The sequence below is a fragment of the Nitrosopumilus sp. genome (assembly GCF_025699125.1).
Lineage (GTDB): Archaea > Thermoproteota > Nitrososphaeria > Nitrososphaerales > Nitrosopumilaceae > Nitrosopumilus.
The window spans coordinates 235014-257450 of sequence record NZ_JAILWC010000002.1 but is presented as its reverse complement, the minus strand read 5'-3'; the positions used below and the strand labels follow the sequence as shown (position 1 = coordinate 257450).

The following is a 22437-nucleotide window of genomic DNA, read 5'->3' as shown; positions in this document are numbered from 1 at the left end:
TGGGTACCACAATTTTCTTCATAATAGCATTTTGTTAAAAAAATAATTTAGTAACTATAATGAATTAATACATCTAAAAGTATCTTGAATTATTGTATTTTTTGAATTTTCAATTTAAGGCTTAAATGCCCTTTGATAATAATCGTATTTAGTTAAAAAAATGGGAGACAAAATAATTTTTTGGTTAGATCAAACTCTATTGCCGTTCTTTGTAGCAAATAATTTTCATAAAAAAAATGACTATGACCTTTATGCAATAATAGACATAACAAATAGAACAAAAAATTTTTTCCAAGAACAAAAATTTGTTCCATTTAAGAAGGTCTGGTATTACCATGATTATCTTAGTAAAAATAAAAAAGATATAGACATGTCTTATCTATCAGAATTTGAAAAAAAATATGGTGTTGATCTTTGGAATTTAGCAATAAATGAAAGAATATTCTATCGTTTCAATAGAATCTACAAGTTTTCTAGAGAAGAAATTCTTAATATTTTATCTCAAGAATGTAAGCTATTTGAATCAATTCTAGATGAAATTAAACCTGATTTTTTCATAACAAAAGTTCCTCCTTTACATCATCATCAATTATTTTATGAAATATGCAAAGCAAAAGGGATTAAAGTTTTGAATCTATACTTGTCTAGAATAGGAAAAAAATGTATAATATCGCAGGAAACACAACATCTTGATAGTACTGAATCACTAAAAGACATTGAAGGAAAAAATCGTGATTTTACAGAATTACAAAATTATCTAAAGTCATTTAATTATTCTGGCCAGATAAAAAATTATGTAAAAAAACGTTCTAGCTCCAAATTAAATAAAATCAAAGCCGCAATTCAATTTTTCTTGATTTCAAAGAATACAAACATTGGAAATCATTATTTTTATTCAGGAAGAACCAAACTGCGTGTTTTTTTTGATACTGTGATTTTTTCCTTAAAGAAAAAATATAGAAGAAATTTTGTTAATAATAATTTAAAACAAAATTTGGAACTATCTGAACCTTTTATTTATTTTGCATTGTCTAATAATGAAGAACGAAATTTATTAATTTCTGCCCCTTTTTTCACCAACCAGATTGAAAATGTTCGTCATGTTGCAAAATCTATCCCAATTGGATACAGATTATATGTGAAGGAGCATCCTGCTCAAGAAATTAGAGGATGGCGTTCTATATCTGACTATAAACAAATAATGGAAATTCCAAATGTTACTTTGATTCATCCATCATATCCAACTGAAAAATTATACAATAATTGTTCCTTAGTCATTACTATAGGCGGAACAGCAGGCCTTGATGCTGCATTTTATGGAAAACCTTCAATAATTTTCTCCGATCTTGGGTATGCCATTTTACCATCAGTTGAAAAAGTTTCATCAATACATGATTTGTCAAAAACCATTCGTCTTTCGTTAAAGAAAAATGTTAATTCCTCAGACTTGGACAAATATCTCATCCTTTTAGATAAAAATTCCTTTGATTTTGATTTACTAGATTTTGAAATGAAAGAACATGATTATTTTTATTATGGAAGTATTTTAGCTGATGTGGAAATACCAATAAAAAAAATGGAAGATTTTATATTCCAACATCAAACTCAAATTGATTCATTATCTTCAGAATTTGAAAAGAAAATAAAACAATTTAAGGAATCAAATTAATCAATAAAAATGAAACCTATCTGCTTTATTGGCGCTCGTGGTGGCTCAAAAGGTGTTCCAAGAAAAAATATACGAAAAATTGCAGGTAAACCTCTGATTGCATATACTATACAATCTGCCTTAAAATCAAAATTATTTAGTCATGTTTTTGTTTCAACTGAAGATAAAGAAATTGCTTCTATTGCAAAAAAATCTGGCGCAGAGGTTCCATTCTCACGTCCTAAACATTTAGCAACAAGCCAAATTGGATTTGCACCGGTTTTGTTCCATGGAATTAAAAAGTTATTTTCGCTTGGATATGATTTTGAAACACTTGTTTTACGGGATTGTACCGCCCCATTCATTAGAAATATTGATATGGAAAATACTATAAAATTACTAGAGGAAAAAAAACCACACGCAGTTTTTGGAGTTTACCGTCAACACTTTAATCCTTATTTTAATATGTTTGAATTAAATTCACATGGATTTCTAAAATTGAGCAAAACTAAAGGAAATCGACCTAGAAGTAGGCAAGAAGCTCCTCCTATTTATCAAATGACTGGATTGGATACTTTTAATGTCGAAAAATTTTTAAAATATAAAAAAATTATTTTGCCAAAAATCCTTCCTTACGAAATTCCTCCAGAAACTGGAATTATGATAGATACTGAATTGGAATTTAAAACAGTTGAAATGATTATACAAAAAAAATTGTTTAAAGAATTTTAAATTTCTAATAAGTTTAATTCATCAACTAATTCTCTTGTTTTTTTATCTGAAATACCGTGTAATTTACATCCCTCTTCAACACTTTCACCCATTCCAGGTTGACATCCTGTACAGAATAATCCATATTTTTCAAAAATTTTTGTTGCAGTTAATCCACCTTTTTCAATAATGTCTGCTATTGACATATCTGTTACTGTTTTGGAAAATTCTAGATCCTTTTGTTCAACATAATCTGGCCTAGCTCTCCAAGGTGCATACAATAATTTCCAAAAGTGAATATTGTATACGTCTGGTTTTCTAGAAAATGTACACCAAAATCCATTAAATGCTTCATCCCATGACAAATCCTTTTTTATTACTTCTTGTACGATTCCTCCTGGGCATGACATTTGCATATCTGCATCTTTAGGTTCTAAAATAGATTCATAGTTTACATTTCCATCTTTAAAAGAAATTAATCCATGAAGTGGTTTTTCATTTTCAATTGTAAATGAAACTGAATATGTTCCTACATCTTTAGCTAATTTTGAACCACTAAATAGTTCAAAATATTTTTTTATATCATCATGCGTCATGTCAAATTTTGTTGGCTTATATCCAAATTCTCTCTCTAATTCACAAGTATCATGTAAATATTTGAACATAAACTCTTCATTAAAGAATTTTTCACGTTCTGGACGCCTAATCATTTTTCCAGTAATTCCATCCCAAGACTCACCTGGTATCAAATCTAATACTTTGACATTCTTATTTTTAAAAAATTTCACAACTGCTTCTAACGAATTTTTTCTTTGAATTTTCATATATTTTAGATGTTCAGGATTTCCAAGCTCAAAAAAATTTGCAAATGGCAATATGTATTTTGCATTACATACTTCTGCGACATTTTCCATCATTTTTAACATTCCATTATTTTGTCTAATCAAAATCTGATTTTTTTGTTTATTGTCTAAATGATTCCATGCTACTGGATAACTACTAGTAGGACCTGTAAATTGTTGACAAACTAAGTCTACCTCACCTACTGTATCTTTTATTTTCCAATTAAATCCTGCGTCATTACAATTTAGAATTGTAAAATTTCCAAATTTCCAATATGAAATACTATCATTCCATATACTTCCAGATTTAAATGAAATCAACTCAATTTCGTTTGTAATTTTAATTGGTTCACCTGTCTTGATTTGTATGACATTTGTGAATCCTAATTTTTGTATACGTTTAGCTAATCTACCATCATCAAATTTTGTAACATAAACTGGAATGTTTTTATCCAATTGTGAAAGCGTTGGTTCATGATAATGGTCAGAATGCTCATGAGAAATCCAAATAACATCTATTTTAGGCAAGTCTCCCACTTTGATTCCTGGTGGTGGATAATTTGTCCATCCTCCAAGCATACATGGACCCTCAATCCAAGGATCTGATAAAATATTGAATCCATTCCATTCAAATAATAAACCTGCAGCTCCTACAATGGTAATTTTAGGAGGAATTTTTGGACCATTATCAAATATTCTTTTGTTTGTTTTATTGAAAGGTAAATTCACATAAAGCTCATCATTTTCAATTTTTACTTGAAAAGTTTGTAGACATTTATCTGGAACATTTGTTGCTTTCCCATTACAAGGATCATATTCCCATCCATGATTAGGACATCTTAACACTTCTTTTTTTAATTCTGAAACAATTCCGCTTTGATGTGGACATATCGCACTAAATAAAATAGGTAAAGAATTATCTTTCTTTGATAAAATATATGGTCTTCCATCGATTTCAATTGCAACAGGTAATTTTTCAAGAATATTTGCATCTCCGATTTTATATTCCATGAACTATTATTTTACGTTAAAAAATTTATATAAACTTAGAGTCAAATTCCAATTTTAATTTCATTGTTGATTATTTTTTAAGAAGAAAAGATAGATAAGGTGCATTTTCTAAAGAATACGATTCACCAATTGTTAGCAGAGGCTTAAATAACTCATAAAAAATTTCTACCCACTCTTGTTTGATTTTTTGACGTTTTTCAGATTCTAACGAATCTGACATTTGAATAAGTAAATGTGATATTGGACGTAATCCAATATTCCATATGTCCATTAAAATTTTATGTGGATATACAGATTTTATCTCAACAATCTCAAAACCTGCATTCTGCATAATCTCTTTCCATTCTGATAATTCCTTTAATCCCGGCGTATTTTCCCTACGCTTTCTATCTAATATTGAAATTGCAGTGGGAGAAAGAACTTTTTCTAATTGATATAAAATTTCATAACGATGCGGAGTTAATACCTCTAATGAACACATCCCACCAGGGCTAGTTATTCTATAAATATCTGAAACTAATTTTTCAGGTTGTTTGACCCAATACACAGAATTACTGTAAATTGTCTTAAAGTAATTATCTTCAAAAGGTAATGGCAATTGATTATTGTCGTGCAAGACTAATTTCTTATACAAATCCAGTTTTTCAGCTTTATCTAATAATGCTTGTTTCCAATCTGAACCATAATCTATTTTTATTTTAGGCCTCTTGACAAATTCCACATTATAATTTTCATTAAAATCATCAAAAATATCTACCATTTTATCATGGCTGAAATCTTTTGCTTTTGTTGATTTAAAATAATCAAAATCATTCTCAAAAATAGCTCCTAGATGGATCGCCATAAACAAACCATCTCCACAACTAAGATCTAATGAAGGTGATTCAAACTTAAGATTTTCAAATGCTTTACTCTTAAATGGAGTAATTAACCCATTTTCAGGCCGCAACCAATACAGATTTAAAAAATTTCTCAATTTTAATTCCAATGAATCTGTCAAGCATCAAATCCTGCTTGACAGAGTATAAAAATTTTGATTTGGTATTGATGGAAAATAATTTTTCATGGTGAAATTGAACAGAAAAGAATGACTTATTTGTTGAATGTATAAAAATATCATTATATTCTAAATAAAGATTAGAGGTTAAAAAATGAAAAAAACTGTAAATAAAACACAACTTTCAAAATTACTCAAAAATAAGGTAGTTTTGATTACTGGTGGTGCTGGGAGTCTGGGTTCTGCAATAGCCAAAGAATTACTAAATTATCCTGTAAAATCAATTCGGGTTTTTGACAATAATGAGCATGCATTATTCAAACTAAAGCGTTCTTTAACTGATCCTAGAGTAAGATTCCTATTGGGAACAATTCTTGATAAAGACAGAATTGAATTAGCAGGATTTGGTGTAGATGTTGTAATTCATACTGCAGCGCTAAAAAATATTGAAATCACTGAATACAATCCTATTGATACCATTGATGTCAATGTTAATGGAACTATCAATATGATCAAATCTGTTATAAAAAACAAACCCAAAATATTTATCAACATAAGCACCGATAAGGTTGCTGAGTCTTCAACACTATATGGAAATACAAAACAATTAGGAGAACGTTTGACAAACTGGGCTGGACCTCACATCCTCACTACAAAATTTGCTACAGTTCGTTTAGGAAATATTATTGAAACACGAGGAAATGTTTTTGAAGTTTGGAAAGAACAGGTTGAGAATAATCAATCTTTAACAATCACTGATCCTAAAATGAATCGATATTTTTTTCACATGGAAGAAGCTGTAGAATTTATTTTTAAATGCATAACAAAAGTTAATCGTGGAGAAATTTTTGTCCCAAAAATGAACTTATTTAATATTAAAGATTTAGCACTAAAAATTTCTAAAAATTACAAAGTAATAGGTCTTAGACAGGGTGAAAAACTACAAGAGATTCTGATCACTGATGATGAAAAAAAGATTTCACAAGAAAAAGATGATATGTGGATAATTCAAAACTATCATTAATTGAATTGAAACAAATTAAAATCGGTAATTATTTGATTGGGGATAAAAATTCCATTTTTGTAATAGCAGAAGCTGGAATAAATCATAATGGATCATTCAAACTAGCAAAAAAAATGATTGATTCTGCAAAAATGACTGGTGCTGATTGTATTAAATTTCAAACACATATCACGGACAAAGAAATGATAAAATCTAATATCAAACCTGGGAATATCTCAAAAAAAACCTTATGGAATATCATCAAAAATAGTGAACTTTCAGAAAAAGAAGAAGCAAAAATTCAACAATATTGTAAGAAAAAAAAGATTCTATTTCTTTCTACTCCGTTTTCCGTAGAAGCTGTTGATCGGTTAGAAAAAATCAATGTACCTGCATATAAAATTGGTTCAGGAGAATTGACAAATTTTCCTTTATTAAAAAGAATAGCTGATACTAAAAAACCGGTTATTTTATCCTCAGGAATGTCTGAACTAAAGGAAATTAAAGAAAGTGTTTCCTTTTTTAAAAAACGACATATCCCAATTATTTTATTACAAACTACCTCAATTTATCCCTCAGATTATAAGGATGTCAATCTAGGTGTTATTGAAAAATTTCAAAAATTATTCAACATTCCTATTGGTCTTTCAGATCACTCTCCTGGAATTTATACTGCTTTAGGTGCTGTTGCAAAAGGAGCTTGTTTAATCGAAAAACATTTTACATTAAACAAGAATTTACCAGGACCAGATCAAAAACTATCCTTAGAACCAAATGAATTTTCAGAATTAGTTAAGGGTTGTAGAGCAGTTAAACTTGCATTAGGAAATTCAAAAAAAATTTTTTCAAAAGAAAAACCTATTTTAAAATTTGCAAGAGAGTCTGTTGTGTCGTTAAAAAACATATCAATAGGTGAAAAATTTTCAGAAAAAAATATTACTACTAAACGACCTGCAACAGGTGATATTCCATCACGCGATTATTATAAAATCATAGGAAAATTAGCAAAAAGAAATATTCCAAAGAATGTTCAATTATCAAAAAAGGATGCATATTGAAAAAAAAAATTTTAATTGTTACTGAGAGGCGTGCAGATTACTCCAAATTCAGGCCTGTTATAAAAGAAATTGAAAATTCCTCAAAATTAGATTATTTTTTGATTGTTACAGGAAGTCATTTGTTAAAAGAGCATGGAAACACCTTGAAAGATATCAAAAAAGATGGTTTTAAAATTACTGCAAAGTTTCAAATGTACTCTAGAAAAAAAGATGATACTGGGTTTGAAATGGTATCTGCATTTGGAAAATCAATTATTGAATTATCTAAACTTGTTAAAAAATTAAATCCTGATATCATATTATCTGGATTTGATATAGGTGCAAACTTTGCATCTGCAATTATTGGAGCTCATATGAATAAAATTGTAATTCATATTGAAGGTGGTGAAGTTAGTGGTACAATTGATGATCCTATCAGACATGCTACTACAAGATTTGCGCATATTCACTATGTCACCAATTCATCTGCTGCTAGACGAATAATCAGAATGGGCGAAAATCCAAAATATGTTCATGTTGTAGGAAATCCCTCTCTTGATAGTATTAGAACAGTGAAAAAAATCCCTAAACATGAACTAGAAAAAGAATTTGATATTGATTTATCTAAGCCTCTAGTATTGATTCTTCAGCACACAGTTACTACGGAATTAGATTCAATCCAAAAAAATTTTAGAAAAACATTGGATGCGGTAAAAGAATTGAATGTTCAAGCAATTTTAATTTATGGAAATGCAGATGCTGGATCAAAACAAATTTCTCAAATCATCAAACATTCTAAAATCAAACAATATTCTACACTAAGCTTTGAAAAGTACATAAATTTACTCAAAAACTCTTCTGTGTTGGTAGGTAACTCTAGCAGCGGAATAATGGAAGCCCCTTTTTTACATGTACCCTCTATCGATATTGGCAGTAGACAATCTAAAAGACTTCAATCATCAAGTGTCATAGATGTAGATTATGATAAAAATAAAATTAAAAAAGTAATAATAAAAGCAATTTATGATAAACAATTTTTAGAAAAGTGTAAGAAAACAAAAAGTCTGTATGGAGAAGGTCATTCTGCAAAAAAAATTGTGAAATTACTAGAAAACTTAGATATCAAAAAAATCCCTATACAAAAACAACTTTTCTATTAATATGACTCAAAATATATTATTATTTGGTGGAGCTGGTTTTCTTGGAAAATCACTTCTTAAAAAAATCGAAAAAAATAATTCTGTAAGAATGATGATTCATAATTCAAATTTACAAACTACTGCTGAAACATTCAAGGGAAATATTTTATACACAAATTCTTTTCTAAATAAAATACGTGAGAATGAAACAATAGTTAATTTGTTGGGACAACTGACTCCAAATGAATCTGATTATATTAATTCAAACATACTTGGAGGTCTGAACTTACTAAATTCTTGTATTGACAAAAAAATAAAGCAAATAATTTTAGCTTCTTCCATTAATGTATATGGAGAAAATTTGAAAAGACCTTCACAAGAAACTGATCCATTAAAACCAAAGTCATCATATGGGATGATAAAATTACTCACTGAACAAATGTACAAATATTTTTCAGAAATGCATGGAATTAATGTTACTGTTTTACGTTTTGCAGGAATCTATGGTCCAACTAAAAATAATGGATTTCTAAGCAAAATTATAAACTCTACAAAGGACAAAACCATCATTCCAATTTGTTATAATCAAGGAAAACAACAACGTGACATGCTCTACGTTGATGATGCTATTGATTGTATTTTAAATGTAATTAATCATAAGTTAGATGGATTTAATATTTTCAATATTTCTTCTGGAAAATGTTATTCAATCAAAGAATTAATTTCAATAGTTGAACAAATCACTAAAACAAAAATTACTGTTAAATACAGTTCAGAAATACCTGATGAAAAATGTATTTGGGCTGATAACACAAAAGCAAAAAAAATCCTAAACTTTAACCCCAAAATTGATATTCAGACTGGCTTAGAATACACAATTAATCATTCTGACTAATTGAAATTATTCTCCAATCTGATTTTCAATATGTGTTTTTTAATTTAGTCAAATGGATAACTGCTATTAAAAAATACTCTAAATTGCTAATACTTCTTTTGCTGTTCCAAATTTGAAATCATTCAATAATTTCTCAAATTTTCCAATCGCTGATTTCAAATTATAATAATAGTACCAACTGTATTCCTTAATTCTGGGCATTGAAGGATCTAAATCCTTTGGATGTATGTATAACATTGCAGGCTTTCCTTGCTTGTTCAGTTTTTTAATTCCCAGCTTCATGTACCAATATGGAAAAAACCTAAGATAAAATCCTCCTGCAATTGGAATGTTTCCAATTATGGGAATTCTATGTGTTGCCATTGGAATCTCAACAAGTTTTCCGTTCTTATCTTCATTAACAATATTCTCTAATGACGGTCTATAGATGAATCTGGGTGCGTTACGAATCCCATACAGTTGAGTCTTAACAGGGAAAACACTCGAATCATAAGTAATCTTCTTGCTTAAGATTTCAAAAACCCAATAATTGTCTTTATTGATGGAAAAAAACGGTGCTCTAAAACCCTCTACTTTTTTGCCGGTAATTTTTTCTAAAACATTAATTGATTTAAAAAAGTCATCCTCAAATTGCTTTTTACTGACTTTTCTTAAATCAATGTGAGCATAACTGTGACTTGCGATTTCATGTCCCGTATCTGAAATTTTTTTTATCAACTCTGGAAACTTTTCAGCAATATAACCTAGCACAAAAAATGTAGCTTTGACATCATATTTTTCAAACAAATCTAGAATTCTTTCAGTGTTTTTGATAACTCTGCTTTCATATTTTGACCATTCTGAAAATGGTAAGTCACAGTAATAGTCTTCTAAATCAACTGACATTATGTTTGTTACAGGCATGTTTTTAGATTCTTTTTTCTAGCTAATAACTCATTATTCTATTTTAAAAACAATGTAGATATACTACAAATAGTTATTTTATTTTTGATATGTTGAAATTGGTATGTATTCCTGCGTTTAATGAAGAAAAACCAATTGTCGATGTAATAAAAAAATCGCTGAACTATGCAGATAGAGTTGTTGTATGTGATGACGGTTCTACTGATTTAACTTCTGAGCAAGCTAAGAATGCAGGTGCGATTGTACTAAAACACGAAAAAAATATGGGAAAAGGACATGCTATGAAATCTCTTTTTAGATATGCAAAGGACATTGATGCTGATGTTGTAGTCACTATAGATGGAGATGGCCAATTTTTACCTGAACAAATTCCAAACTTAATTGAACCTATTTTAGAAAATAATTTTGATATAGTAATTGGTAATAGATTTTCAGATGATAAAGAAATGCCTTCTTACAGAAAAGCTGGAAATAAAATGCTAGATACAATTACAAAATTGGCAGCTGAACTTCCATTCTCAGATACACAAAGCGGTTTTCGCTCTTATTCAAAAAAAGCAATTCAGTCTATTAGTTTTTCAACAAACGGATTTGGAGTTGATTCTGAAATTTTAGTAGATGCAGTCAACAAAGGATTAAAAATTACCGAAAAAAAAGTAACTGTACTTTATAACACTGGAGAAAAAACTTCTACTAAAGATCCTGTCTCTCATTCAATGAGTGTAATTGCTTCTTTACTTGAATTAATTGCAATACATCATCCCTTAAAATATCTTGGAATTCCGGGAATGATTTTGTTGATCGTGGGATTGGGATTTGCAACGTATGCTATATCAAATTTTAATGAAACTGGAAATTTTTCACTGCCATCTATATTAACTGCAATGAGTTCTCTAATAATTGGTTTAATTTTACTATTGATGTCTGTTGTTTTGTATAGCATATCTGCTACTCGAAAAACGTAACATTTTATTTCGATATGATCATAATTGATATGAACTAATTCTCATATTAGAAAATAGATTAAAAATTGCCCTCAATTTTTCATCCATAAATATAACCTATAGGACCGTTTTTTGATACCTTTAAAACTAATCTGTGTATTGTTATAGCATGTCATTAATTAAATTGTTAAAAGCAAAAATCAAAATTGTAAAATTTCCAAAAAGACAACCATCTGAAATGTATTAACATTTAATGTAAAAATCTGAAAAATATATTTAGATTTTCTATTAATTTTAACTATCAAATAGCATTTCTTACCAAATATTTCAAATTCTGCTTTTTATGTAATCTATGGGTAAAACAGGAGAAGGATCTGTTTTTGACAAAACTGCCTTGTAAATTGTTGCATAGTCAAGCATATAGATAAGAGAAATCGTTTTTGTCAAAATGTTTCCTGAAACAGAGTGAATCTCCTTAAAATCAATATCTCTTTTCGTAAAGAATTCTTTGATTATGTCAAATCTTTCCTTTGTTTTTATGTAATCGTCTTTTCCTTGCAATAAAACAGGCTGCACTACAGATGGTTTCTCCCATGATACTATTCCGTTATGACAAGCCTCTATGACATCCTCAATGATTGCATGAGTCTTTGCATTTTCTTGTAAAGATGATTTGAATCTTGTTGCAGTTGATTGCAATCCGTGAGGATAATAAATAATGGGAATTCCAGATATCCAACTAGCTAAATTGATTGCAGGATTTGAATCTGATAAGTTATGAGAGAAGATTTGTTTTTTCATAATGTCAAGTTCGTCTAATGATTCTACAATATCGTTTTTCTTAATTGGAAGAACTGAATTTAATGTCTTTAGAATCGAATAAGTAAAACTGACAAAAGATGTTCTTGGTGAATGAACAAGCGGAATTTTTCTAAATATTATTTGGTTTTTTTTACACTTGTCTTCCATTTTGCCTCCAGACGAAAATGCAATTAATTTACAATCCAGTTTTGCAGCAGAATCAAGTACTGTCAGAGTCTCAGATGTATTTCCAGACACACTTGTTGTAACTACTAGAGTTTTTTTATCAGCCGTCTTTGGCAAGAGATATCCTTTGATAAGCGACACATGAATATCGCTTTTGGATAGTATTGAAGCAAACAAGTCTCCAATAGCACCAGAACCTCCCATTCCAGCAAAAACAATGTGATCTATATCGTGAAAATCTACAAGTTCGTGATAGGCCTCGTATGATTCACGTGCAATCTCTGGCCATGAATCATAGATTTTGTACATTCCCTGAGTGTCTACTTTGTCCATTGTTGCAATGTCTAGCAATATATGATTCAAAATCTGCTAAAACAATATAACAATTTGTAAATCTAAAAGTCCTTGAGAAGTCCAAAATGCATGTTTGTAAAGTTGTGTCTGCCTAGTGATTTCATCAGTTTATAATATTTTTTGAGCCTGTCTACTTTTGCTCTCCCAATGATTTTTGAGTGTAGAATCAGATGTATCTTTTCTGAAAATAGAGTTTTTTCTTTCAATCTTTTTTCCATTTCTGAGATCTTTTTTCTAATTAGTTCCACTGGTAATACATGTATGAATCAAAGAAATTAATCACTAATTAGAAAAGATTTGTTCTTTGCTAATCTCAAATCTATCATGATCTAATCAATCACGTATATTTTTCCAATTGATTTTTAAAAAGCCTGATTTTGCTATGAATAATGGATAATACTGTAGTTGATTCTTCCTTACGAACGGTAGAATGGAAAAATAACAAAGTAGTAATGATTGACCAGACAAAACTGCCAAATCAACTAATCTTTGTGGAATTTGATGATTTTAATCAAGTCGCAGATGCTATCAAAACTCTAGTGGTTAGAGGTGCCCCTGCAATTGGTGTGTCTGGTGCATTTGGATTGGCACTAGCAGTATTGCAAAGTAAAGCAACAACTAAAGATGATCTTTTATCTGATTTAGAAAACGCAAGAAAAATTCTTTTTGCAACTAGACCTACTGCAGTAAACTTGGGATGGGGATTGGAAAAAATCATGAAGATTGCAAAGACTGGAGAGACAGTTGAGCAAATTAAAGAACTAGTAATTGAAACTGCAAAAAAAATGGCAGAAGAAGACATTGAGATTAACAAAGCCATGGGAAAAAACGGATCCATTTTATTTGATGATAATGATACAATTATGACTCACTGCAATGCAGGTGCTCTAGCTACTGTTGCATACGGCACTGCACTAGGTGTAATTAGAGCAACCAGAGAGAGCGGAAAGAATATCAAAGTAATAGCAACTGAGACTAGACCAATCCAACAAGGATCAAGACTGACAGCATTTGAACTAAAGCATGATGGATTTGATGTAAGTTTGATTCCAGATACAGCAGTAGGCTATTCCATGGCAAACGGATTGGTAAACAAAGTAGTAGTCGGAGCTGACAGAATTGTAAAGACTGGTCATGTCTTTAACAAAATCGGAACATATCAGGTAGCAACAATGGCCAAACAGCACGGAATCCCGTTCTACGTTGCAGCACCATTATCCACAATTGACTTGGAAACCAAAGCAGAAGATGTAATTATTGAGATGCGCAAAGGAAACGAAGTTACTGGAATTGGCGATAAAAAGACAGCACCTGATGACATCAATGTCATAAATCCGGCATTTGACATGACTCCGCCTGAACTAATTTCAGGAATTATCACTGAAAAAGGCGTTGCCAGAGCACCATATGAAGAATCAATCCCAAAATTATTTCAAGCTAATTAATAGAAAGTTTTTATTGTTTTTCAAAGTCCCATATACAATATGAGCACCGTTTCTCCACAAGCCATTGAAGAGTCTCTAAAACAATGCATGGATCCAGAAGTTCCTCTCAATATAGTAGAGATGGGATTAATCTATGGAATTGATGTTGCAGAGAATAATGACGTCAACATAAAAATGACAATGACCACTCAGGGTTGTCCTTTACATGAGACTCTAGTTCAGGATGCAACAAGATACGCAAAAAAAGTTCCTGGAGTGAACAATGTCAAAATTGACATCGTATGGGAGCCTGCATGGTCAATGGATAAAATGACTGATGAGGGAAAAATGAAATTAAAAAACATGGGCGCTGCAATGAATACTCCTGCACCAATTAATTATGAAACTGCATTGCCTCAAGGAGTTGGAAAACTAGTACAACAAGAAGACGGCTCCATGGTGTTGGCCAACGAGCATGATCAGGGATTCATGGTGAATCAGGCAATAGTTGACTTTTGGAAATCATGTAATGGACAACGCAAAGTCACAGAACTAGTTGAGGTGTTTGCACAGCAGACAGGACTGCAGAGAAACCAGGTAGAAAAAGAAGTCATGCAGTTATTGCAACAATTACGAGAAGGCGGATTGATTGCAATTGCAGGACAACCAGACGCACCAAATGTTGAATTTAAAAAATAATTCTAGTAAATATAGTTTGAATTTGCACCATCAAAATTAATTGTTACACCTGACAGATACTTTATCTTGTTTTCAATAATTGATTTGACAAAATTTCCAATCTCTTCAGGCTCTCCTAGTCTTCTCATGGGTAATGATTTTTTGTATTCCTCTATATTTTCAATTAACTCTCGAGTTCTATCCGTATTAATTGGCCCTGGAGCAATATTTACACAACTGATGTTTCTTTGAGCGTATTCTTTGCTTAATACTTTGAAAACCTCGCTGAATGCAGCACGATAAGCCGAAGAGATTATCAATTTCATGTTAGGTTCCTTGATTACACTTGAACTGATCAAAAAGATATATCCATTATCATTAATCTTAATATTTTGTAGAATAGTACAAAATCCCAAAAACAACTGATTGTGATATAATTTCCAGTCATCTTCTGTAATGGTGTGGAACGGTTTTGGTGCGGGACCGCCAGTGTTCAATACCAGAATGTCCGTTGTACCATGACTGTCTAAAAATTTCCTAACGCTATCCAAATTTGATGTATCTATGTCGTTTTTAGAGGCTGCAAACACGTCAATATCTATTGATTTTAGTGATTCGGCAATTGCCTTTCCTATTCCCCTGGAGCCGCCAAGAACAATCGCACTGGTCATGTTATTTTTAAAATTATTTAAGATAATTAAGTCTCTTGTGATTCTAGAGTTTTTTCAATCTTTCTGAATCTAGTTTCACTGGCGACACATATGAATATAAAATAACTAGCACGGATCATGACCTGAGCTAGATGAAAATTAAAAACCAGATTAATGAGAATTTTTTAGATTTCCTTAATTTCTGTAATTGTACCTAATACAGAATCCATCTGGATAACAGCCTTTTTCTCATCCCATCCCAAAGCAACATACCAATCCCCTGCGTCATCATGATATTTTGTCTCCAAAGTTTGGATGTCATCAGGCTTTACATCATATTTTTTTGCAACGCCCGATACTGCCAAAGCTATGGCATCCTTTTCCTTTTCCAATCTCCTTTTCATTAATCCTATTCCAGGACTCATAAAGTCACTTGATTTTATCATCTAATATAGTTAATTCACAAAATTACCCATAATGTCGAATTTTTCTAATATTCTTACAATATTACAAATAACCCAATTACATTGTAACAGCAATGAAACTAATTCAAAGATTATCAAATTCCACTCTTACAAAATCCAGCACCCTGGTTTCTCTAGTTTCAATTCTTGCAGTGATTGGTCCTGTCGTAGTAGTTTCAGCAGGATTCTGGGATGCGATATCCCATCTGCAAAAAGAGCCAGAGTTTTTCTGGAGCCCTTCTCACATGGTAGTATACACTGGAGTCTCAATGACTGCGTGTGCTGCAATCATGGGCAGCATGTTGATTCTAAGGAAATCAGTTCGTGGATCTCTTAAAACCGGAATTAAATTAGTTATTGCAGGATCCATAGTTCAAATAATTGCAGGATTTGGAGATTCAATATCTCATGATCTCTTTGGTATTGACGGTTTGATCTCTTGGTCTCACCAGCCTCTGGAACTGGGTCTAGTTCTTGCATCATTAGGCGGAGTGCTAATCCTAAAAAACAGAGAACACACAAAGCTCAAACTATTACTTCCATTCTCAATAGTTACATTTTTGTTTTTTACAACTTGGCTGATCTTTAATCTGGTACTAATCTTTGGGCATACAATTCAATGCATTCAAGTCTATGAGATATTCTCCTCTGGATGCTCAATCTTGTAGTTTTGAATTTTAAAATATGATATTATTATCATTGCAACAGCTCCTGCAAGAACCAGAATACCTGCAGGAACCATATCATGAGAGTTTGTATCTCCAAATTCTATTTGTAAATCAACTGGATTTTTTGAGATATTTGTCACTTTGATTGTAAATGTGCCGTCTTCAAAGTCAAAATACCCAACTGACATTTTTGTCTGAATTTTTTCCTCTTGAATTACATTGTCTTGAGAATCTAATATTTGCACAAAAATCTCTTCGCCTGAAAATTCTGGCATGAATAATTTGTAAAATCCAATATCTTCTCCCATAAACTCTGATTTTAATTCAAAAGAGTTTGACTGCTTTAGAATTATTGAATCACTAGTTTTCTCAGATTCTGCAAAAATAAACGAACACCAAATCATTCCTATTATCACTAAACTCAATCCCAGTTTGAACAGTGATAATTTCATTTCATCATAATTACAATTAATTTACTTTATAAGATAATCTAAAGGGCTCGGAGGGCTTCGATCCCTCGACCTAGCGGTTCGAAGCCGCTCGCACTATCCAGACTGTGCAACGAGTCCAAACAAGTAAGATTTTAACAGGCCTAAATATCTGTCTAGATACTTTGAAGGTATCAAAAAAAGTTGTAGGAGTGGAATATGCAATTAGAGACATTGTAGTTGCTGCACGCAAAGTACAACAAAAAGGAATGAATGTTGATTATCTGAACATTGGTGATCCTGTGCAGTTTGGCTTTCAGCCACCTGACAATGTAAAACAAGCTCTAATTGACGCAATTAACAGAGGTGAAAATTATTATTCAACATCTGAAGGTCTCTTGGAACTAAGAGAAGAGATAGCAAAAAAAGAAAATGCCAAAGGACTATCCATATCCGCTGATGAAATTCTAATCACTAACGGTGTCTCTGAAGGACTGGACATGGTGATATCATCAATTGTCGAAGAAGGTGACGAAGTGCTGTTACCTGGACCGTATTATCCTCCATATGCATCCTATGTGAGATTGCATGGCGGAGTTCCAATAGAGTTTGCAGTAGACTTGGAAAACTCTACCCCTGACATTGAAGATATCAAATCCAAAATTACCTCAAAGACAGTAGCTATTTGTTTAATCAGTCCAAACAATCCGACAGGTGTGGTATTCAACGAAAAATCCCTCAAAGAACTAGTAAACATTGCAAACCAAAACAATCTCTATATCATCTGCGACGAAATTTATGATCAAATAATTTTTGATGATGAATTTGTTGGAATTGGCAAAGTAGCAGGAGACTCACCTGTAATTGTTCTTAATGGTTTCTCCAAAGTACATCTAATGTCTGGATGGAGAATTGGATACATTGCATTTAACCAATCATCTCAACTGGATAATCTTCGAGAGCATTTGCCAAAATTAGCCAGAGTAAGAATTGCAACCAGCCTTCCAGTGCAACATGCAGCTTTGGAATCGCTTCGCGGTCCTCAAAATTACATTAGCGAGTTTGTATCTGAAATCAAAAAAAGAAGAGACTTGGTAGTAAAGCGCCTAAATGAAATGCCAGGACTTTCTTGTCCCAATCCCAAGGGTGCATTTTATGCATTTCCAAAAATTGAAGACAACAGATTTGGAACTGACAAAGAATTTGTAACAAAGTTACTTGAAACTAAAGGTGTGCTAACAGTCCACGGTTCAGGATTTGGAGAACAATATGGCAGTGGACATTTCAGACTGGTATATCTTCCAAGTCTTGCGATTCTGGATTCTGCAATGAACAAAATTCAAGACTTTGTTAGTCAGTAACTCCAAACTGAAATTTTTCTTGGAACTATTTCTATGATACAATCAGTATCATCTAGCAATTCTTTTGCAGATTTATTTTCCATATCATCAAAGTATCGTAAGAGAATTTTCTTTGCAATTAATTTCACCTTGGTCTTTTCCAAAATCAGACTAGCTTCTCCCTGTCCCATAATACCATAAATGTCAGGTGACTTTATTCCCACATCCACACAAAATGCAACGTGCTTGTTTCTTTTTACATTCCTTGCTTTTTCAGTTTTAGTGTTTGTTCCAATGTAGAATTTTTTTCCACTGTACCTGTACCAGACGGGAACGATATGAGGAGTTTTTTTGCCAATAGTTGACAGTCGTAATATTTTCTGAGATTTTAGAAATTCATCTCTTTTGCTCATGCTTTCTAAATCCCAATACTATCATAAAAATCCCAAAGGCAATCATTGCAGCAGATACTTTTTCGTTGGTAAAATCAGAATTTATCAGAAACTCTTCAACAAATTCCGGGCCCCAAATTAACAACTGCTGAATCAGAACAATTCCACCCATCACACAAAACAGTACCCCGATTGCAGTAAACCAATTTCTACCGCGTCTATAGTATTCGTAACTCATGATTAATGAAAATCAGGCTTAGATGATTTTGATTCCGGGATTCTTTATCTTGTTTCTAATCATTGCATTAAGCAGTAATGGTGTTGACATTTCTGCAAGATATGATAGTTCAATTGGTCCCAAGTAAATTGATCTCAATCCTTTGATTTCATCAATCAAAGTATTGACAACTTTGACTGATTCATCATCATCTCCGCAGACAAATATATCGTAATCTAGTTCCAGTGTGGGATTGATTAGTTTCTTCTCAGATATGACATGAAATGCAGAAACTAGTTTTGATTTGTCTTTCATATGATTTAACACAAGTTTGTATGAAAATGGCTTATTCTCCTTAATTGAAACACACTCAAATCCAACATCAGTCTTTGTCATTGGAACAATTGGAGATACCACAACACAACTGTCTTTTATTTCAGGTAAAATCCTAGAACACACTGAATCAATATTCTCATATGGAATTGATAAAATCAAAACATCACTTTCTTTTGCAACAGTGACATTGTCACCTCCAGAAATTGATCCCTTAATTTCGCCAAATGCTTCTTTTGCAAGATTTGTATATTCAATTGCTGATTCTGCCGCTCGTGCAGCATCTCTAGAGCCAACTATGACATCATGATTTTGTGACCATCTCAGAGCAAAACCTTTGCCCATGCCACCAGTACCGCCAATAATTCCCACCTTCATTATTATTCGTCTGATAATCTTATTATTATCTCTATTTGAATTCCGTTCAGATTGGGACATATTATTTTCCTAAGACACGGTCAGGCAAAAAATAACGTTGAGAGAATTCTAGCAGGAAGAACAGAAGGCGTTCCATTAACTGATGTTGGAATTAAACAAGCAGAACATACTGCAGAACTACTAAAACACATGAATGTTTCAGCAATTTACTCGAGTCCAATTGAGAGAGCAAAACATACTGCAGAAATTGTTGGAGGACACAATTCTCTTGATGTAACAATTGATGATAGATTGATTGAGCTTGATATGGGAAAATTCACTGGCGTTCCATATGATGAAATTTTTACCAGTCATGGCAATGTCTTTATGAAATTTTACAATGGTGAACTAGAAATTGCTCACAACGGTGTGGAAACTTTTGCCGAAGTCAAAAAAAGAGTTTTAGGAATAGTTGATCATGTCATTGAAAAACATCCGGATGAAAATATAGTTCTTGTAACTCATATGGATCCAATCAAAGCAATGCTGTCTACTATAGTTGATTTGTCTCCTACCAATTTATTTGAGCTAATTATAGAGAATGCATCTCTTAATCTCTTTAGAGAAAAAGATCGAAAGTTTTCACTTTCAGGACTTAATGTAATGCATCCATCAAGATTCGATCTTAGAATATAACTAGTAATCTTGAAAACCCTTAAATAGAAATTATTGGCCACGTCATTCAATCGCTAATGAAGAAATTGGTCGGATTATTCTTGGTATTGGCAGTTATAGTGGTTATTCCAGCTATAGAGTCAGCGTTTGCTGCAGGTGATGAGCCTGGAGAATATCTTGATCGTAGAGCAATTATTTGGAATTTATTTTTTAGAATGATGACTATCGCATTTGTTGTTGGCGCCGTTGTATCCGGTACTATAATTTGGCAAGTTTGGAGATTCAGGGAATCTCATCCAAAAGCAAAACCAACTCCATATGAGGGGACGGACTGGTAGAATTGGGCGGACACTCTAACTGGCCTGAATGGATCTACATTGGAGTCGTAGTTGCACTAATGGTTTGGGTAGGAGCAGAAGCCTGGGAGGCTGAAAGACTGGTAGAGCATGTTCCTGCCGATGCAGAAGTTATCAAAGTTACTGGACAACAATGGTTCTGGTCTTTTGAACATGAAGACGGCACAAAAGAAATTGGTGAGTTACATGTTGAAAAAGGCAAAGCCTACAAATTTGAAATAGAATCCAAAGATGTCAATCATTCTTTTAACATTCATGATTATGTTGTTTTGATGGATGCAATTCCTGGTAGAGTTAACACGGTATGGTTTGCACCAACTGATGTAGGAGAACATGACATTCAATGCAGGGAATATTGTGGATTGATTCACTATAACATGAGAGGTAAGTTAATTGTGGAGGAGCCTTCATCTTGATAACGCTTTTATCACAACCATCTGGAGGACTTAGCTAATGGTTCTAGAACTGCAAAAACCACGTCCAATCTGGCAAATTATGTTTTCGACACATCATACTGATGTAGGTTTACTTTATCTGATTTCATCACTGGCATTCTTGTTCCTAGGAGGAACCTTGGCTCTTGCAATTAGAGCAGAGTTGTTCTTGCCAGGAGCACAAATTATTGGTGATGCGATGACCTTTAACAGAATCTTTACAGTTCATGGTACAACGCTAATCTTCTTGTTTATCATTCCATTTGCATCTGCAGTTGGTAACTACTACGTTCCAATCATGGTCAGATACAAAGACATGGCATATCCAAAACTCAATGCAATCGCATTCTGGATGATTCCACCAGCTGGCGCACTTATCTGGTTGGGATTTGCGGACTTTACTTGGTATGCAACTCCGCCCTACTCTATTATCAGCGCACCAGGTCCAGCTGCTGACATGTGGATTTTTGGATTAAAGATTCTTGGTATCTCATCAGTATTGGGGGCAATCAACTTTGTTGTTACAATTCTCAAATGTAAACACCCTGACATGTCAATTGGGCAAGTCCCACTTTTAGCATGGTCATTTTTGTCATCATCTTTGATTATTCTAGTTGCAATTCCAACATTTGCAGCAGCACTTTTGATGTTGCTAACTGACAGACTTGGTGTAAGTGGATTCTTCAATCCTGCAATGGGAGGAGATCCAATAGCATATGCACACTTGTTCTGGTTTACGTTCCATCCTGAGGTGTATGTGTTGGTAATCCCAGCAATCGGTATGATGTATGAAATTATTCCAAGATTCTCAAGAAAACCAATCTACAGCTACAACTCTGGTGTCTTTGCGTTTGTTTTGCTATCTATTGTAGGCTTTTCATCATGGGCACACCACATGTATGCAACCGGAATGTCATTTACCGAAAAGACCGTCTTTATGGTGGGAACGCTTGCCGCAGTGCCAGCATCTGCAATGCACGTTTTCAACTTTATTGCAACAATGTGGAATGGCAGAATTAAATTTTCAACACCAATGATGTGGGCAGTTGGAGGCATTGCATTGTTCTTCTCAGCAGGCGCAGGCGGTGTAGCAAATGCTGCAATGCCATTAGACTTTACAACACACGACACATACTGGGTAGTCGGTCACTTCCATCTCTTTGTGATGGGTACAATTGCATTTGGTTCAGTTGGTTTTCTCTACTACATGTTCCCATATGTAACAGGAAGAATGTACAATGAAACAATGGGTAAGGTTCATTTTGCCATGTCATTTATTGGAACTGTTTTGGTATTCTTTACACAACACGTACTTGGCTTGTACGGAATGCCAAGAAGAATTTTCGATTATCCTCCAATCCCAGAATGGATTGCAATGAACCAGATTGCCACAGTGGGCGCAATGATTATTGGTGTCAGCATGGCAATCTTTTTGGCAAACATGATTTACAGTTCAGGAAAAGGAAAACTTGCAAATACCGAAGACCCATTCGGAGTAGGCGGCAAGTATTACTATCCATTTGAGGCAAAGAACCCATCACATTAGGAGA

25 protein-coding genes and 1 tRNA gene are annotated in these 22437 nt (G+C 32.7%); 15 read left to right on the top strand and 11 right to left on the bottom strand.

Translation table 11 applies throughout. The annotated features are described in order from the left end of the window. Window positions 1-160 precede the first annotated feature (160 nt). On the top strand, window positions 161-1669 hold the full coding sequence (locus tag K5783_RS06950) for a hypothetical protein (protein ID WP_297473283.1): 1509 nt from the start codon (window positions 161-163) through the stop codon (window positions 1667-1669). 9 nt (window positions 1670-1678) lie between these two features. Next, complete coding sequence (locus tag K5783_RS06945) at window positions 1679-2380, top strand: acylneuraminate cytidylyltransferase family protein (protein ID WP_278974974.1); 702 nt, start codon at window positions 1679-1681, stop codon at window positions 2378-2380. Here the strand turns inward: K5783_RS06945 and K5783_RS06940 are convergent. Next, window positions 2377-4212 carry an MBL fold metallo-hydrolase gene (locus K5783_RS06940; protein ID WP_297473280.1) on the bottom strand — a complete coding sequence of 612 codons (1836 nt, stop codon included), beginning with the start codon at window positions 4210-4212 and terminating at the stop codon, window positions 2377-2379. The genes K5783_RS06945 and K5783_RS06940 overlap by 4 nt on opposite strands. A gap of 70 nt (window positions 4213-4282) precedes the next feature. After that, the gene (locus K5783_RS06935; RefSeq protein ID WP_297473279.1) at window positions 4283-5212 is read right to left on the bottom strand and encodes a methyltransferase domain-containing protein; all 930 of its coding nucleotides are present in this window, start codon (window positions 5210-5212) and stop codon (window positions 4283-4285) included. 151 nt (window positions 5213-5363) lie between these two features. Between K5783_RS06935 and K5783_RS06930 the strand changes: the two genes are divergently transcribed. From K5783_RS06930 to K5783_RS06915, 4 genes are read left to right on the top strand one after another with little or no spacing between them, the layout of a single operon-like run. Continuing rightward, window positions 5364-6233 (top strand): SDR family NAD(P)-dependent oxidoreductase, encoded by an 870-nt coding sequence (locus K5783_RS06930; protein ID WP_297473277.1) that lies wholly within the window; start codon window positions 5364-5366, stop codon window positions 6231-6233. Then, window positions 6209-7270: an N-acetylneuraminate synthase family protein gene (locus K5783_RS06925; protein WP_297473276.1), complete on the top strand. Its 1062-nt coding sequence runs from the start codon at window positions 6209-6211 to the stop codon at window positions 7268-7270. The genes K5783_RS06930 and K5783_RS06925 overlap by 25 nt, the downstream gene beginning before the upstream one ends. Beyond that, window positions 7267-8409, top strand: a complete 1143-nt coding sequence (gene neuC, locus K5783_RS06920; RefSeq protein WP_278974966.1) for a UDP-N-acetylglucosamine 2-epimerase — start codon at window positions 7267-7269, stop codon at window positions 8407-8409. The genes K5783_RS06925 and neuC overlap by 4 nt, the downstream gene beginning before the upstream one ends. 1 nt (window position 8410) lies before the next feature. Continuing rightward, on the top strand, window positions 8411-9283 hold the full coding sequence (locus tag K5783_RS06915) for an NAD(P)-dependent oxidoreductase (protein ID WP_297473274.1): 873 nt from the start codon (window positions 8411-8413) through the stop codon (window positions 9281-9283). 78 nt (window positions 9284-9361) lie between these two features. Here K5783_RS06915 and K5783_RS06910 read toward each other — a convergent pair whose 3' ends face one another. Next, window positions 9362-10186 carry a DUF3473 domain-containing protein gene (locus tag K5783_RS06910; protein WP_297473273.1) on the bottom strand — a complete coding sequence of 275 codons (825 nt, stop codon included), beginning with the start codon at window positions 10184-10186 and terminating at the stop codon, window positions 9362-9364. An 89-nt stretch (window positions 10187-10275) separates the two neighbouring features. Between K5783_RS06910 and K5783_RS06905 the strand changes: the two genes are divergently transcribed. Next, window positions 10276-11151 (top strand): glycosyltransferase family 2 protein, encoded by an 876-nt coding sequence (locus K5783_RS06905; RefSeq protein ID WP_297473272.1) that lies wholly within the window; start codon window positions 10276-10278, stop codon window positions 11149-11151. A 306-nt stretch (window positions 11152-11457) separates the two neighbouring features. On the opposite strand, the gene K5783_RS06900 is transcribed toward K5783_RS06905, so the two are convergent. Then, a complete protein-coding gene (locus tag K5783_RS06900) occupies window positions 11458-12450 on the bottom strand; it encodes an SIS domain-containing protein (RefSeq protein ID WP_297473270.1) in 993 nt (330 codons plus the stop codon). Window positions 12451-12860: 410 nt separating this feature from the next. Between K5783_RS06900 and mtnA the strand changes: the two genes are divergently transcribed. Both mtnA and K5783_RS06890 read left to right on the top strand, forming a co-directional pair. Continuing rightward, window positions 12861-13916, top strand: coding sequence for an S-methyl-5-thioribose-1-phosphate isomerase (gene mtnA, locus K5783_RS06895; RefSeq protein ID WP_297473269.1), 1056 nt, complete (start codon window positions 12861-12863; stop codon window positions 13914-13916). Between the two features lie 39 nt (window positions 13917-13955). Next, the gene (locus tag K5783_RS06890; protein ID WP_297473268.1) at window positions 13956-14594 is read left to right on the top strand and encodes a PqqD family peptide modification chaperone; all 639 of its coding nucleotides are present in this window, start codon (window positions 13956-13958) and stop codon (window positions 14592-14594) included. A 2-nt stretch (window positions 14595-14596) separates the two neighbouring features. On the opposite strand, the gene K5783_RS06885 is transcribed toward K5783_RS06890, so the two are convergent. Both K5783_RS06885 and K5783_RS06880 read right to left on the bottom strand, forming a co-directional pair. Further along, window positions 14597-15244: an SDR family oxidoreductase gene (locus tag K5783_RS06885; RefSeq protein WP_297473266.1), complete on the bottom strand. Its 648-nt coding sequence runs from the start codon at window positions 15242-15244 to the stop codon at window positions 14597-14599. A gap of 164 nt (window positions 15245-15408) precedes the next feature. Next, on the bottom strand, window positions 15409-15648 hold the full coding sequence (locus tag K5783_RS06880; protein WP_297473265.1) for a hypothetical protein: 240 nt from the start codon (window positions 15646-15648) through the stop codon (window positions 15409-15411). Between the two features lie 113 nt (window positions 15649-15761). On the opposite strand from K5783_RS06880, the gene K5783_RS06875 reads away from it, so the two are divergent. Beyond that, complete coding sequence (locus K5783_RS06875) at window positions 15762-16355, top strand: hypothetical protein (protein ID WP_297473264.1); 594 nt, start codon at window positions 15762-15764, stop codon at window positions 16353-16355. Here K5783_RS06875 and K5783_RS06870 read toward each other — a convergent pair. After that, entirely contained in the window at window positions 16319-16807 is a 489-nt protein-coding gene (locus K5783_RS06870; protein WP_297473262.1) for a hypothetical protein, read from the bottom strand. The genes K5783_RS06875 and K5783_RS06870 overlap by 37 nt on opposite strands. Before the next feature lie 42 nt (window positions 16808-16849). Further along, window positions 16850-16924 (bottom strand) — tRNA-Arg (locus tag K5783_RS06865). A gap of 44 nt (window positions 16925-16968) precedes the next feature. Between K5783_RS06865 and K5783_RS06860 the strand changes: the two genes are divergently transcribed. Beyond that, window positions 16969-18144 (top strand): aminotransferase class I/II-fold pyridoxal phosphate-dependent enzyme, encoded by a 1176-nt coding sequence (locus tag K5783_RS06860; RefSeq protein WP_297473260.1) that lies wholly within the window; start codon window positions 16969-16971, stop codon window positions 18142-18144. On the opposite strand, the gene K5783_RS06855 is transcribed toward K5783_RS06860, so the two are convergent. Genes K5783_RS06855 through npdG form a run of 3 tightly spaced genes read right to left on the bottom strand, consistent with a single transcriptional unit; the run spans window position 18138 to window position 19443 of the window. Next, window positions 18138-18536: a pyridoxamine 5'-phosphate oxidase family protein gene (locus K5783_RS06855; protein ID WP_297473259.1), complete on the bottom strand. Its 399-nt coding sequence runs from the start codon at window positions 18534-18536 to the stop codon at window positions 18138-18140. The genes K5783_RS06860 and K5783_RS06855 overlap by 7 nt on opposite strands. Next, window positions 18520-18753, bottom strand: coding sequence for a hypothetical protein (locus K5783_RS06850; RefSeq protein WP_278974946.1), 234 nt, complete (start codon window positions 18751-18753; stop codon window positions 18520-18522). Before K5783_RS06850 ends, K5783_RS06855 begins: the two co-directional genes overlap by 17 nt. Before the next feature lie 18 nt (window positions 18754-18771). Next, window positions 18772-19443, bottom strand: coding sequence for an NADPH-dependent F420 reductase (gene npdG / locus K5783_RS06845; RefSeq protein ID WP_297473255.1), 672 nt, complete (start codon window positions 19441-19443; stop codon window positions 18772-18774). A 51-nt stretch (window positions 19444-19494) separates the two neighbouring features. Between npdG and K5783_RS06840 the strand changes: the two genes are divergently transcribed. From K5783_RS06840 to K5783_RS06825, 4 genes are read left to right on the top strand one after another with little or no spacing between them, the layout of a single operon-like run. After that, complete coding sequence (locus tag K5783_RS06840) at window positions 19495-20118, top strand: histidine phosphatase family protein (RefSeq protein ID WP_297473254.1); 624 nt, start codon at window positions 19495-19497, stop codon at window positions 20116-20118. Between the two features lie 56 nt (window positions 20119-20174). Beyond that, entirely contained in the window at window positions 20175-20435 is a 261-nt protein-coding gene (locus K5783_RS06835) for a heme transporter CcmC (protein ID WP_109877728.1), read from the top strand. Between the two features lie 2 nt (window positions 20436-20437). Next, window positions 20438-20869 carry a cupredoxin domain-containing protein gene (locus tag K5783_RS06830; RefSeq protein ID WP_297473252.1) on the top strand — a complete coding sequence of 144 codons (432 nt, stop codon included), beginning with the start codon at window positions 20438-20440 and terminating at the stop codon, window positions 20867-20869. Window positions 20870-20906: 37 nt separating this feature from the next. Beyond that, entirely contained in the window at window positions 20907-22433 is a 1527-nt protein-coding gene (locus tag K5783_RS06825; protein WP_297473251.1) for a cbb3-type cytochrome c oxidase subunit I, read from the top strand. The last annotated feature ends 4 nt before the right edge of the window (window positions 22434-22437 follow it).